This window comes from Chitinophaga sp., assembly GCF_017745275.1.
In the GTDB taxonomy this organism is placed as follows: domain Bacteria; phylum Bacteroidota; class Bacteroidia; order Chitinophagales; family Chitinophagaceae; genus Chitinophaga.
Window position 1 is genome coordinate 541,996 of record NZ_JAGHZS010000006.1, and the last position, 14,496, is coordinate 556,491.

General features: G+C 44.3%; 12 protein-coding genes. 8 read left to right on the plus strand and 4 right to left on the minus strand.

The features are described 5' to 3' along the window. Window positions 1–242 precede the first annotated feature (242 nt). On the plus strand, window positions 243–2,195 hold the full coding sequence (locus J7623_RS19265; RefSeq protein WP_291923358.1) for a tetratricopeptide repeat protein: 1,953 nt from the start codon (window positions 243–245) through the stop codon (window positions 2,193–2,195). 69 nt (window positions 2,196–2,264) lie between these two features. Then, window positions 2,265–3,032 carry a LytTR family DNA-binding domain-containing protein gene (locus tag J7623_RS19270; RefSeq protein WP_291923360.1) on the plus strand — a complete coding sequence of 256 codons (768 nt, stop codon included), beginning with the start codon at window positions 2,265–2,267 and terminating at the stop codon, window positions 3,030–3,032. Between the two features lie 258 nt (window positions 3,033–3,290). Here J7623_RS19270 and J7623_RS19275 read toward each other — a convergent pair whose 3' ends face one another. Continuing rightward, a complete protein-coding gene (locus J7623_RS19275) occupies window positions 3,291–4,511 on the minus strand; it encodes a 4-hydroxy-3-methylbut-2-enyl diphosphate reductase (protein ID WP_291923361.1) in 1,221 nt (406 codons plus the stop codon). Between the two features lie 33 nt (window positions 4,512–4,544). After that, window positions 4,545–5,423, minus strand: a complete 879-nt coding sequence (locus tag J7623_RS19280) for a rhomboid family intramembrane serine protease (protein ID WP_291923363.1) — start codon at window positions 5,421–5,423, stop codon at window positions 4,545–4,547. 357 nt (window positions 5,424–5,780) lie between these two features. Here J7623_RS19280 and rpsA point away from each other — a divergent pair, with 357 nt between their 5' ends. The 3 genes from rpsA to J7623_RS19295 all read left to right on the plus strand — a co-directional run bounded on the left by rpsA (window position 5,781) and on the right by J7623_RS19295 (window position 8,914). Further along, window positions 5,781–7,682 (plus strand): 30S ribosomal protein S1, encoded by a 1,902-nt coding sequence (gene rpsA / locus J7623_RS19285; RefSeq protein WP_291923365.1) that lies wholly within the window; start codon window positions 5,781–5,783, stop codon window positions 7,680–7,682. 443 nt (window positions 7,683–8,125) lie between these two features. Next, window positions 8,126–8,227, plus strand: a complete 102-nt coding sequence (locus tag J7623_RS19290) for a hypothetical protein (protein ID WP_291923457.1) — start codon at window positions 8,126–8,128, stop codon at window positions 8,225–8,227. A 120-nt stretch (window positions 8,228–8,347) separates the two neighbouring features. Then, window positions 8,348–8,914, plus strand: coding sequence for a PDDEXK nuclease domain-containing protein (locus tag J7623_RS19295; protein WP_291923367.1), 567 nt, complete (start codon window positions 8,348–8,350; stop codon window positions 8,912–8,914). Between the two features lie 7 nt (window positions 8,915–8,921). On the opposite strand, the gene J7623_RS19300 is transcribed toward J7623_RS19295, so the two are convergent. Together J7623_RS19300 and hxpB are read right to left on the minus strand one after the other, a co-directional pair. Then, window positions 8,922–9,686, minus strand: a complete 765-nt coding sequence (locus tag J7623_RS19300) for a cyclase family protein (protein WP_291923368.1) — start codon at window positions 9,684–9,686, stop codon at window positions 8,922–8,924. A gap of 97 nt (window positions 9,687–9,783) precedes the next feature. Beyond that, a complete protein-coding gene (gene hxpB, locus J7623_RS19305; protein WP_291923370.1) occupies window positions 9,784–10,443 on the minus strand; it encodes a hexitol phosphatase HxpB in 660 nt (219 codons plus the stop codon). Window positions 10,444–10,984: 541 nt separating this feature from the next. On the opposite strand from hxpB, the gene J7623_RS19310 reads away from it, so the two are divergent. From J7623_RS19310 to J7623_RS19320, 3 genes are read left to right on the plus strand one after another with little or no spacing between them, the layout of a single operon-like run. Further along, window positions 10,985–13,096 carry a nitrite reductase gene (locus J7623_RS19310; RefSeq protein ID WP_291923372.1) on the plus strand — a complete coding sequence of 704 codons (2,112 nt, stop codon included), beginning with the start codon at window positions 10,985–10,987 and terminating at the stop codon, window positions 13,094–13,096. Window positions 13,097–13,126: 30 nt separating this feature from the next. Next, complete coding sequence (gene cobA / locus J7623_RS19315; RefSeq protein ID WP_291923374.1) at window positions 13,127–13,903, plus strand: uroporphyrinogen-III C-methyltransferase; 777 nt, start codon at window positions 13,127–13,129, stop codon at window positions 13,901–13,903. After that, on the plus strand, window positions 13,903–14,496 hold the full coding sequence (locus J7623_RS19320) for a bifunctional precorrin-2 dehydrogenase/sirohydrochlorin ferrochelatase (RefSeq protein WP_291923376.1): 594 nt from the start codon (window positions 13,903–13,905) through the stop codon (window positions 14,494–14,496). Before cobA ends, J7623_RS19320 begins: the two co-directional genes overlap by 1 nt.

Consider the following 14,496-nt stretch of genomic DNA (forward strand, 5'->3'; position numbering starts at 1 on the left):
AATTCAGCCGGACTGTGGTATCACCGCTATTGTCAGGCATTAAAGGTAATGTGGGATGGCGTGGTTCGCCATGACCGTTCCATATTTTCAGTAGGTGTATTCGGTTAATAGGAAGAAGGGGCGAATTCTTTCGCCCTTTCGCTTTTTTAAAACTTTTGATTGTCAGCTGATTATTATGCGTACTACTACGTGCAGGTTATTCATAATTCTTTTTTAAATTGTGTTGTCTCACAGACCAGCCAATGTCTATTAAAGGTGTATGTTTTTTGTTCCTGCTCCTCCTGGGAGCCAATTCAGGAACGATAGCGCAGGATTCCCTGCGGATATCCAGGTTAATGGATTCTATTCGTACGCTCCCCACTGACACTGCTAAAGTATCCTTGTTACTTAAAACAGGTACCGCTAATAACCGCTATTTTGAATCTCATAAACAGGAAAACGTATTCCTGCAGGAGGCCCTTGGTTTGGCACAACGTCTCAAATATCCCAAAGGAATTTCAGCAGCCTACAACGAAATCGGCACCAATAAACGGAATAAATCCCTCTACATTGTAGCGGAAGATTATCATGAAAAAGCCCTGAAAGCCGCAGAAGAAGCAAAGGATACCTTTCTCATCGTTTTCTCCCTGAACAACGCCGGCGTAGATTGCCGCCGCCAGGATAAGTTGCAAAAGGCTTTCGATTATCATGTCAGGGCGCTGGTGCTGGCCGAAAAAATCAATGATATCCGTAATATCTGTGTCGCCACCAACAGCATTGGCAACATCCAACTCACTACCGAAAAGTACGATGACGCTATCACCCATTTCAACCACGCGCTGGAGCTCGAAGAAAAGAGCCACAATGAGTTGGGCGTAGCCATCAACCTGGGAAACCTGGGATACGCCTACCAGGGACAAAACAAGCTGGATCTGGCTATCCAGTATTATAAACGCTCCCTGAATATGAATCTAAAAATGGATCGCCCCATTGGGATGGCCATTTGCTATAATGCCCTGGGAGCGGCTTACAAAGAAAAGAAAGATTACGCCACCGCGATGGAATACCTGAAAAAAGCGCTGGAGGTAAATGATAAGGTAGATGATAAAGTGCATGTGGCAGAAAGCTACCTTGGCATCGGAAAATTACTCGGCGCACAGGGAAAGCATGAGGAAGCCCGTGAGAATATCATGGAATCCATTAGCATCAGTACTTTCTGGGGATTTAAATCCATGCTGATGGATGCGTATAAAGCCCTGGCAGAAGATTACAAGGCAAGTGGCGATTTTAAAAAATCACTGGAAGCTGCTGATAAATCCCTGCTGTATAAAGATAGTATTCTCGATGAACGCTCTGCAATGGCCCTCGCACAAATGCAGACCATTTATGAGGTAGACCGGAAAGATAACCAGATTCGCAGCCTGGAGCACGACAAAACGGTCAACGAACTACGCACCAGGAGAAATGTAACCACCACCTTTTTCCTGGCCGCCTTCCTGCTAATGGCAGTGGTAGGTGGTTTTTTCTATATCCGTCACCGTAACCTGCAGGCAAAAAAACAAACCTTGCAATTGGAACTCCGGTCGCTGCGCTCCCAGATGAATCCTCACTTTATTTTTAATTCCCTGAGTTCTATTCATCGTTATATCTGGAGTAATAACCAGGAAGAAGCGTCAGACTACCTGACCAAGTTCTCCCGGCTCATGCGCCTCATCCTCGATAATACACAACATACATTTGTTACCTTAAATAAGGAACTGGAATCATTAAGGTTGTATCTTGACCTGGAATCATTGCGCTGTAATGGCATTTTTGACTACTCCTTTAATATTGATCCCGACATTAATGATGAAGAAGTACTGATCCCGCCAATGATCCTGCAACCATATGTGGAAAACGCTATCTGGCACGGACTTGTACATAAATTACCAGAGGAAAAAGGATTACTGACAATCGATATCGTTCTGAAAAATCGCAGCCTCGTATGTACCATTACAGATAACGGGATAGGCCGCAAAAAGGCGATGGAAATAAAAGACAGGAAAGGACGCCTGCACAATTCGGTGGGCATGAAAGTAACAGAAGGCCGGATAGACCTGATCCGGAAAATTAATAATAAAGATGCCAGGGTAATGGTAACAGACCTGGAAGACGAGCAAGGGCAGGGCATTGGCACCAAAGTGACGATTGTATTGCCCGCGGAATTTATATTTTAACCAGCGATGTTTTATTTACTACACTTCATCCTTAAACCATAAAACAGCGAATAGCTGAAAGTTACCTGTATGAGCGAAATCAAAGCTATCATTGTTGACGACGAACAACATTGCATAGATGCCCTGCAAACAATGTTACAGAAAAAGTGTCCCGGTGTAAATGTAATTGGTACCGCTAAAAGTGTACGGGACGCAAAAGAACTGGTAGATGAATTACAACCAGACCTGGTATTCCTGGATGTGGAAATGCCCTACCAGAATGGATTTGAGCTGTTGAAATTATTTGAAAAAGTATTTTTCGACGTCATTTTTACAACGGCCTATGAGCAATATGCTTTAAAAGCGATTAAGTTTAACGCATTGGATTACCTGTTGAAACCCTTTAGTGTAAGGGAATTACAGGATGCACTGGATAAATGCAGGGAAAGAAAGAGTAATCGTGTTAAAGACCAGTCCGGAGGTTCTCCCATGGAGGTGTTCCTGCAAAACATGAAAACATTGCAGCAAACGCACAAAAAAATTGCACTCCCTACTATCAATGGCCTGGTGTTTATGCCGGTACAAAACATAGTACGCTGCGAGTCTACCGGCAACTATACCCGCATTTTCTTTACCGACAAAAAGAACCTGATGGTATCCCGTCCACTGAAAGAGTTTGAAGAGTTGTTGTCGGATGTGGATTTCTTCCGGGTACACAATTCACACCTGATTAATATGCAGCAAATGCAGTCTTATATACAGGGTGAAGGTGGTTTTGCCCTGATGAGCGATGGCACACAGGTGGAAGTTTCCAGGAGAAGAAAAGCCGACTTTTTAAAGAAAGCCATGCAGTTCTAAGAGAGATTTTAAAAAGCCTGTTCCGATTTTATTCGTTTTTATGCCAGTTATAGCTATTTACCTACCATATAATAAATGGCTATTGCGGGCATATTTTAGATAGATTACTTTTGAATTACGATTTCAATATTAACACTATATAAAGATTTTATACTCTGCATTACTAGCGTGATTAGCCCCAAAGAAAAAAGACACCTTCATGGTGTCTTTTTTGTTATATCTTATAAGATAAGAATAATCTACATATCATAGATATGATTAAACCGTGGCCAGTTCATCCGCCTTGTGCTCCAGTCCGTAGAAGGAGAGCAGCCTGCGGATGACTCCTTCAACAAGTGCATCCGGACAGGAAGCGCCACTGGTTAACAGTATGGTCACCTGATCTTTTTGAGGCAAAAAGGTATCGCCGTTAATCTCTTTTTTATGATGGAAATCCCAGTGATTGATAGCAGTACTGGAAAGCATATGTTCGGGAGATGAGATAAAATAGGTAGGCAATTTTTCCTCACATAGTTCCACGAGGTGCGAAGTATTGGAGCTGTTATAGCCGCCCACTACGATGGCCAGGTCGGCAGGTTCCTGCAACATACCGGTAACGGCAGTCTGGTTGTCGTTGGTAGCGTAGCACAGCGTATCACGGGTGTCTGCAAATCGCTCGCCGGTGGTAGCTTCGGTAAGTCCAAAAGTATTCACCATTACCTGCCGAATATAATCAGCGATCGCCTGCGTTTCGGTGGCCAGCATCGTCGTTTGGTTCACTACACCTACGCGCTGCAGGTCTTTGGCAGCATCAAAACCGGTGGAATACTGACCTTTAAACAGTTCGTAGAATTCTTCGGGAGGTCGCTCGCCGGTGATGAATTCTGCTAACAGGGCTGCTTCTTTAATATCTTTTACAACTACCGTGGGTGTACCGGCCTGGCTATGGGAAAAGGTGGCCCTGGTTTCCTCATGTTTAGGTTTACCATGTACAATCACTGTGTAGTTTTTTTGTCCGATTTGTTCCGCTTTATTCCATACCCGTTCTACAAAAGGGCAGGTGGTATTATATTTCAGCGGTTCTATACCCAGTGAGGCCAGTTGTTTTTCTGTTTCCAGGGTAGTGCCAAAAGCAGGGATGATCACAATATCATCGGGCTGCAGTTGTTCCCAGGGTACCAGTTGGCGGCCGGAAGTATCCATAATAAATTGTACCCCTCTATCCAGCAAATCATTGTTCACATGCGGGTTGTGGATCATTTCACTGAGCAGGAAAATACGTTTGCCAGGATTTTCATCTACGGTTTTGAAGGCAATCTCGATAGCATTTTCTACGCCATAGCAAAATCCAAAGTGGCGGGCCAGCAAAATTTTGATGGGCCCAAAGTCCAGTTCTGTCGGAGAAAAATCTTTCTTCATGCGGTCCTGTTGCTTGCGCTGGTTCTTGATGGCGCTGATCAGCGGACTGCGATATATGACGGGAACGTTAAATGTCTTCATGTGTTAATGGCGGAAATTGAGCGACAAAGTTAATCAGTTTTCTTTGCTCACTTTGTCTAACCAGGCTTTTTCTTCTGCACTCAGACTCTGATAGCCTTTTTCATTGATTTTATCCAACAGCTGATCCAGCCGGGAAGAGTTGTTATCGTCTGCTTTCTTGACTACTTTCAGTGGCGATTTCTTAGGTTTGAATTTGCGGGCAACCTGCTGGTTTTCCCGGCGGGTGTTGGCATCAAATAGCCAGATCAGGGGTTTACACATATCTGTACCTGCCTGCAGGGTGCGGATGTAGAGGAAGCCAAGGAGAGAGCCTCCCATATGGGAAATCAGCCCGCCAATGTTACCATTGGGTATAGAGATCAGGCCCAGTACTACCAATGCAATTGCCAGCCATTTCAGTCGTACACTGCCGAAAAACATCAACCCTATTTCATAGTTGGGCATCAGCGTAGCGGCTGCCACCAAAATACACATAATAGCTGCAGAAGCGCCTACCATGGTGCTGCCTACATACCCGGGAAACAAAACACTGCTTAAAAGATATAACAGGCCGCCGGCAATACCTCCCAGCAGGTACAACGGGAGTACCCGTTTATTACCAAGGAAGTCGCGGAAAAGATTACCGAACCAATACAGGTTAATCATATTAAACAACACATGGAATATTTCCACGTGTGTAAACATATAGGTGAGCAGTCCCCATGGTTTCAATATAAAAGCACTCAGCGGCACATGCATCGCCAGCTGATCATAGGTCCATATAAGTGGAGCGGGTTGTTTGGTCAGAAAAGCAATAAGACGTATAATGTTGATCCCCAGAAATACAACGATGTTCCAGAATAACAAATGGTTCACTGTATTACCTTGCCTGAGCCAATAGCGAATATCCGATTGAAAAGAGGTCCCGTTCATATACACAAATTAAAATAAAATCCGGGATTAAATAATAGTAATTAACATTTTGAATGAAGGAAAAAATAAGCTGCCCTACTGCCAATAAACAACAGTTCCCCTGTCCTGTTATATCAACAATAAATCCGCTTTCTGGTTGTTTTTTAGTCAAAAAAAATGCCTGTTTACACAGTTTAATTTTTTGTCGTAGTATAAAAAATAATCATGCATTTAAAAAATATCTGAAAACTGCGGCCTGTTCTGCAGGGGATAGGGCTTTTCTTCAATAAAAATGCGGATAAACGGGTAATTTTTCGTATTTTTGCCGTCCCATAAAACAGGGAGTCCGGGTATTCCGGCTTAAATTTTCAATTTTTTATGAGCGAAAACAACATTTCTAACGAACAAAACGCTGAACAACAGGCTCCGCAAGCAGTTGCGGCTGAAACAGCGACACCAAAGGCTCCTGTAGCTAAAGTTGAAACCGCACACGACGATTTCGACTGGAGCGTTGACAAACGTAACGTTTCTTCTTACAGCAAAGAAGAAAAAGAAAAGTACGACCAGACTTACGACAGCACTTTCAAAGTGTTTGAAGAAAACAGCCTGCTGACAGGTACTGTTGTAGGTTTAACCAACACAGACGTAGTTATCAACATCGGATTCAAATCTGATGGTTTGATCTCTCTGAACGAATTCCGTGATTTACCAGGTCTGCGCATCGGCGACGAAGTAGAAGTACTGGTAGTGGAAAAAGAAGACCGCGATGGTAACCTGCACCTGAGCCGTAAACAAGCTCGTCAAAAACGTGCATGGGAAAAAATCGTGGAAGTTTACAAAACAGGCGAAGTGGTTACTGGTACCGTTACCAGCAAAACCAAAGGCGGCTTGATCGTAGACGTGTATGGTATGGAAACATTCTTACCAGGTTCACAGATCGATGTGAAACCAGTTACCGATTACGACCAGTTTGTAGGCAAAACTATGGAGTTCAAGGTGGTGAAAGTAAACGAAACCATCCGCAACGCCGTTGTTTCCCACAAAGCGCTCATCGAAAGCGATATCGAACAACAAAGAGTGGATATCATCAGCAAACTGGAGAAAGGCCAGGTGTTGGAAGGTACCATCAAAAATATCACCGACTTCGGTGCGTTCATCGACCTGGGTGGTCTGGACGGCTTGCTGTATATCACCGATATCAGCTGGGGCCGTATCTCCCATCCGAGCGAAGTGCTCCAGATGGATCAGAAAATCAACGTTGTTGTGCTTGACTTCGATGACGAAAAACGTCGCATAAGCCTCGGTTACAAACAACTGACTCCGCATCCGTGGGATACTTTACCAGCTACTATCACCGAAGGTGCTAAAGTGAAAGGTAAAGTAGTTAACATCGAAGACTACGGTGCATTCCTGGAAATCATGCCAGGTGTGGAAGGTCTGGTTCACGTATCTGAAATCTCCTGGGCTTCTACCCCTATCAACGCTAAAGAATTCTTCAAATTAGGAGAAGAATACGAAGCAGTGGTAGTTACCCTGAGCAAAGACGAGCGCAAAATGAGCCTGTCTATCAAGCAACTGACAGAAGATCCATGGTCTACTATCGAAACTAAATTCCCAGTGGATAGCCGTCACAAAGGTATCGTGAAAAACATCACTCCTTATGGCGTATTCGTTGAACTGGAAACCGGTATCGGTGGCATGATCCACATCTCTGACCTGAGCTGGATCAAACGCTTCAACCACCCATCTGAATACACTAAAGTAGGTAGCGAAATAGATGTAGTGATCCTGGGTATTGACAAAGACAACCGCAAACTGAGCCTCGGTCACAAACAGATCGAAGAAGATCCATGGAACACCTTCGAAACTATCTTCCCGATCAACTCTATCCACGAAGGTACAGTTGTGAAGAAAGATGATAAAGGTGCTACTGTTCAACTGCAGTACGGTCTGGAAGCTTACGCTCCTGCTCGTCACCTGAGAACTGAAGATGAAAAACCAATCAACGTTGAAGACGTGAAAGAATTCATGATCATCGAATTCGATCGCTCTGAAAAACGTATCCTGGTTTCTCATACCAGAGTTTGGGAAAAAGCACAGGCTGAAGAAAAACAGGCTGTTGTTAGAGAGAAGAAAGAAGAAGCAGACAAAACTCGTAAAGCAGTGAAAAACATCCAGGGTAAAGTAGAAAAAGCTACTTTAGGTGATCTGGGCGCTTTAGCTGAACTGAGAGAAAAACTGAAACAATCTGAAGGTGGCGAAGAAAAAAGCGCACAATAAGATCCCGTTTCATTAAATAATAAATCCCGCTTCGAGTAACATCGAAGCGGGATTTTTTTTTGAGCAGAATTAATACCTTTCCATGTAAAAAAAGTAACGGCAGGATAGTATAGATGACGCTGATTAGATGTATTAATACTGTACCTTCTTAAGTGATCGTGCTTATGAATTTGTTAGTTCTGTTGAAGTAAAATATTTTTAACGTATAATTTTTTCTGAACTTGCTATGAGCAATAATATTCAATATACACCGCAACAATTATATGCTGCTATTGCGAAGATTATAGTAGAGTCCAAGGCGAAAGTTTACAAAAGTACAAATACCATTTTTGTTGAAAATGTATTGGGAAATAGGACGACTTATTATAGAAGAGGAATAGAAAGGACAAAGTAGAGCAGAATATGGTCAGGGGACTTTAAAAAGTCTGGCTTTGCAGTTGACATTGGAATTCGGGAAAGGCTTCGATGTCAGCAATTTACAAAACATGCGAAATTTTTATCAGGTATTTGAGATTTGGGACGCAGTGCGTCCTGAATTGAGTTGAACACATTATAGAATCATTACCAGAATTAAGGATCAACAACTTAGAGATAGATACATCGCATATGCTATTGAAGGAAACTGGAATACGAGAACCCTCCAACGTAATATTGATAGTCAATACTTGGGAAGACTACTTAAGTTTCCTGAGCAAGTACCCAAAGAACCAGCTCATTTTGTTAAGGATCCCTATCTCTTTGAGTTTTTAGGATTTCCGGGAGATCTAAATCAAACCGAAACCAGGATTGAATCTGCCTTGATAACAAACCTGCAGCAATTTTTGATGGAACTAGGTAAAGGCTTTGCTTTTGTGGCAAGGCAACAGCATATCGTTACAGAAACATCTGATTTTTTTATTGATCTGGTGTTTTATAACTATTATCTTAAATGTTTCGTTTTGCTGGACCTCAAAACACATCGATTAACTCATGAAGCAATAGGCCAAATGGATATGTATGTGCGGATGTATAATGACCTTAAAAAGGGAAATGATGACAATCCTACCATTGGAATTATTTTATGCACAGAAAAAGATGAAACTATTGTAAAATACTCGGTAATGAGCGAAAATCAACAACTGTTTGCCAGCAAATATCGGCTTTATCTTCCTGATGAAAATGAATTAAAACAGTTGATAGAGGCAGACAGAGTAAAACTCGAATTAGATGCTGTAGATAAGCAGGAAGTTTAACGCTTTCTTACTCAAATATCGCTACAACCCTTGCCGGCGCCGCACTTGCTCCTTTTATCTTCAGCGGAAATACACTCACTTTAAATCCATAAGCCGGTAATGCGCCCAGGTTCACCAACTGCTCCATATGACAGTATTCTTTCTGTTGCCCTACCAGGTGCGCCTGCCAGAAATAATTATCTCGTTGATGGGCTTTTGCCTGCTGTGCCATGTACTTTAGCGGCAAATCAAATCCCCACTGATCAATCCCCATCACTTTCACTCCCTGGTCTATCAGCCAGTGCGTGGCTTCCGCGCTCATACCCGTGCCGCGCATAGGATATTCTTTGGTGCCGATATATTGATCACGACCAGTATGAATCAGCACAATGGTACCCGGTGAAATCACAGCACCGCTTTTTTCCAGATCGGCACGTATATCCGCTACCGTTATTTCCTCGAAGTCCGCTTTATGTGTCATATTCAATACTACGCCATTGCCGTAGCACCATTCCAATGGTATTTCATCAATGGTTTTGGCAGGTTCGCCATTTACGGTAGGCGCGTAATGCCACGGCGCATCAATGTGTGTGGCAGCGTGTACACCCATACCTATGATTTTGTCATCCGCCCAGCCCTCAAATCCTTTAGGAAAAAGCTTTGCAGGGAGCCCAATAAAAAAGCGGATCAGGCCTTTACTCTGCTTATGTGTTTTGTGCTTTATTTTGATCCGCATAAACCAGGGATCCTGCTTGTTGTAAGCAATCGTTTTGGAGAGGTCAATGATTTTCATAGCTGTTGAGAAGGGGTGTTTGTTTTTTCGCTTAGGACGGGATTAGACTGATTATCCTCAATAAATCATCAGTCTAATCCTGTCACAGGACAAAAAGTTATTTTATCAATAAAGACAACTTTGCATCGTTAAATTCCAGCAGGCTATCTAATTGCATATTCGCCAACGCGTAGCGAGGATCCTTTCGGTTATGCGCCTCCGGCACCACTACGGTGACCATGCGGGCAGCTTTGGCAGCCGTCATACCGGTAACAGAGTCTTCAAAGGCAATACAGTCCAGCGGATCGCTACCCAGCGCCTTGGCGCAGGCCAGGTACACTGCCGGATGGGGTTTGCCATAATCTTCAAATTCCGCAGAATATACTGCCTGGAAAGCATCCTTTATTTGTAAGTGATCCAGTACCGCGTTGATCAGGCGTAGGGGAGAAGAAGAAGCCAGGCCTATCTTGAAATCTTTCTCCTTAAAATATTGCAGGATATAATGCAAACCCTCCATAGGCGAGCCTTCTGCAATGATTTTTGCAATAACGCTGTCGATGATTTCATTGACTACCCGCTCCGGACTTTTTCCTTCCCATTTATAATAGTTATGCCAATAGCTCACCACTTCCTTGGTACGTAACCCGGTGGTTAAATGCGTCAGCTCCGGGGAAAGCTGCACACCTACGGTGGCAAATACCTCCCGCATAGCGATGCCCCACAATGGTTCTGAATCTATCAGCAGGCCATCCATATCAAATATTACCGTGTCTAACATATACTTCCTTTAATGCGCGGCAAAGATAAGAAGAACTATGGGCAGATGCCAGTGGAATTGATGTGTACCGCCCGCAACCATCCGGCGGTATCCATCTTCCCCATAACAATATGTTATACCGGATAAGCTTTGGTTATTATGCCACTGCACAAGTTCGCCGCCAAATTTCCCTCAATTCCTTTGTGGTACTGCATTTAAACGAAATTTCCCATATTTCTCCCCGTCCTCCGCCAATTTCCCCCTTTTTTGGGGCCTTATTAAACGCTAAAAAAGTTTTGGAAAGATGGGCTGCATTTATATCTTTGTATTACTCTACTAAAATTATAGGGAATATGGGTAATGAAATGAAAATGTGTCGCAGTAATCGTTGTTGTTCTACAACATCTGCGAGGCGCGTGTAATAAGAAATACCAGTGATCAGCTTACTGTAAATCATCATTATACGAGGCCTCCGCAAATTCCCGGGGGCTTTTTGATTTTAATACGAACGACCAGCAGCCCCATAAAAAATTGCTTTTACCACCACCTGAAAATACATTTTATGCAAAGCTTCAGAACAGAACTAGAAAATCCGATTGTACAACAAGATATTATAGACCTGGAAAAGAAGATTCGCCTGTTCCGCGAAGGCGCTATTACGGACGAAAAATTCCGCAGCCTGCGTTTGGCGAGAGGAGTGTATGGACAACGTCAGCCTGGTGTACAAATGGTGCGTATCAAATTACCTTACGGTAAAATGACCCTGCAACAATGGAACCGCATCACCGAAGTTTCTGATGAATATGCAACCAGCAACCTGCACCTCACCACCCGCCAGGATGTGCAGATTCACTATGTGAGCCTCGATAGAACACCTGAACTCTGGTCAAAACTGGAAGAAGATAGTATCACCATCCGTGAAGCCTGCGGTAATACTGTTCGTAACATTACTGCCTCAGACCGCGCCGGTATTGATCCGGAAGAACCATTTGACGTAACACCATACGCAGATGCTACCTTCCGCTATTTTCTCCGCAACCCGGTAAGCCAGGAAATGGGACGTAAAATAAAAATCTCTTTTTCCTCTTCCGAGAAAGATACTGCCTGGTCATTTATGCACGACTTTGGCATGATCCCTAAAGTTAAAATCATAGACGGCAAAGAAGTACGCGGCTTCAAAGTATTGGTAGGCGGCGGTTTGGGCGCACAACCCTTTCTCGCTAAAACGGTATACGAATTCCTCGAAGCAGATTTGCTCATCCCTTATATAGAAAATGTACTGCGCGTATTTGATCGCTACGGCGAAAGAACCAGCAGGAACAAAGCTCGCATGAAGTTCCTGATCCAGAAAATAGGTATCGAGGAATTTGAGCGACTGGTTAAAGAAGAATATAAAGCGGTAAAAGTAAAAAGCGTGCCTATTGATGCAGATGCCTGGGTAGCCACTGCTCCTCCGCAAGTTGGTACTGTACCTGCTTATACCATCAAGGATCCGAAGAAATACGAAGCATGGAAAATCACCAACGTCTTCGAACAAAAGCAAAAAGGCTATTTCGGTGCATACGTGAAAATCACCCTGGGCAACATTGGCTCCGCTATCAGTCGTCAGTTGATTGAAGCGTTGCGTCCCGTGATTGCAGACGATGTACGCGTTACCGCCAACCAGGGCCTGCTGCTCAAATACATACTGCCAGAGCACCTGCCATATGTATACAGCGCATTGGAAGCCGCTGGTTTCGCAGAACCAGGATTCGACAGCATCGCCGACATTACTGCCTGCCCTGGTACGGATACCTGTAACCTCGGTATCTCCAGCAGCACTGGTATCGCGAAAGTGCTGGAAGATGTTATAAAGGATGAATTTCCCGACCTGGTGTATAATAAAGACATCAAAATTAAGATCAGCGGATGCATGAACTCCTGCGGCCAGCATGGTATTGCCAGCATCGGCTTCCACGGTAGCTCCATGAAGAGCGGTGGTAAAGTATTACCAGCCCTGCAGGTACTGCTGGGTGGTGGTATTGTGGGAGATGGTGTTGGCCGTGTAGCAGATAAGGTGATAAAAGTTCCCAGCCGCCGCGGTCCGGACGTATTACGCAGTTTGCTGCACGACTACGAAATCAATGGCGGCGAACACGAACTGTTCAATGAATATTACGATCGCCAGGGCGAAAAATATTTCTACGAGCTGCTGAAACCTTTGGCAGATCTCACTACCCTCACCGCCGGCGACTTTGTTGACTGGGGCCAGGCACAGGATTACGCCACAGCCATTGGCGTCGGAGAGTGTGCGGGGGTAATCATCGACCTGGTAGCCACCCTGCTGCTGGAAGCGGAAGAAAAGATAGAACTGGCCAGTGCTGCCATCATCAACGGTGCTTATGCCGATGGTATCTATCATACCTACTCTTCTTTTGTACAAGGTGCAAAAGCCCTGCTGCTGGGAGAAGGCGTAAGCGGTAATACGCAGATTGGTATTATCAACGACTTCGATAAACACTTTGTTGCTACCGGTAAATTCAGCTTCGATCCCGACTTTAAATCAACTGTATTGCAGATTAACGGGAACGAGCCTACGGAAAGTTTCGCTAAAACTTATTTCGAACAGGCACATGCTTTTTACAAAGCAGCACAGGCGTATCGTCAGAAGTCCAGCGAATTGGTACAGGCGTAATTATTCATTCATCAACACAAAAACCGACTCATGCAAAATATACAACCCAAACTCACATTGATAGGTGCAGGCCCAGGCGATCCGGAATTGATCACTGTTAAAGGGTTAAAAGCCATTCAAAACGCCAGAGTAATCCTTTATGACGCATTGTCCAGCAACGAACTGCTGGACCATGCGCCGGCTAACTGCCTTCGCCGGTTTGTAGGTAAGCGCGCAGGCATGCACGTTTATTCACAGGATGAAATAAACAGGATGATTGTAAAATATGCATTGACCTATGGCAGCGTGGTACGCCTGAAAGGGGGCGACTCGTTTGTATTTGGTCGTGGTCAGGAAGAAATTGCTTTTGCACAACAGTTCGGGATTACCGCGGAAGTAATTCCCGGGATTTCCAGCGCCATTTCAGTACCGGGTGTGAACAAAATTCCGGTAACGGCGCGCAATGTCAGCGAAGGTTTTTGGGTAATTACCGGGAACACACAGAACGGCAATTTATCCCGCGACCTGGACCATGCCATCAGTGCTAACACCACCGTGATAATCCTGATGGGAATGAGTAAATTAGCAGAAATTGCACAGATCTACAGCGCAGCAGGAAAAGGGAAAACCCCTGCCGCTATTATCCAGAATGGTACATTGCCCACTCAGAAAATGGGCGTAGGTAACGTGGCCGACCTGCTGGAAATAGCCGCTACGCACGATCTGCACAACCCTGCGGTATTGGTAATCGGTGAAGTAGTGAGCTTCCACGAAGCATTCCAGGCCTTAAAAAGCAAGGTGTCAGAAGAACTTAAAATTGCCGTATAATGGAAGAAAACCAATTATTCCCGGTGTTTTTCAAATTGCACCGCCTGCATGTACTCGTAGTAGGCGGTGGAAATATCGGACTGGAAAAAGCCAATGCCATGCTGGAGAATTGCCCTGATGCAACCATCACCATCGTGTCATTGGATTTTTTGCCTGAACTGAAAGCACTGACACGCCAGTATCCTAATATTGCCCTGGTGCAGAAATCCTTTTCCTGCGGCGATTTGCTGGGGAAAGACCTGGTAATAGCTGCTACCAACGACAAAACCTTTAATTATCATGTTTGGGAGAAAGCCAAATGCAGCAAAGTGCTGATCAATGTGGCCGACACACCGGAGTTATGTGATTTTTATCTGGGCTCTATTGTCAGGAAAGGAAATCTTAAAATCGCCATCTCTACCAATGGTAAATCACCTACCATTGCCAAACGCCTCAAACAGGTATTGCAGGAAGCTATTCCGGATACACTGGATGAAGTCCTCAACAAATTATCACTGATCCGTGATAAATTATCCGGCGATTTTGCCAGCAAGGTCAGGAAGCTGAACAGCATTACAGATGTGCTGGTAAAGCCCGAAAGTGAAGAAGTATAA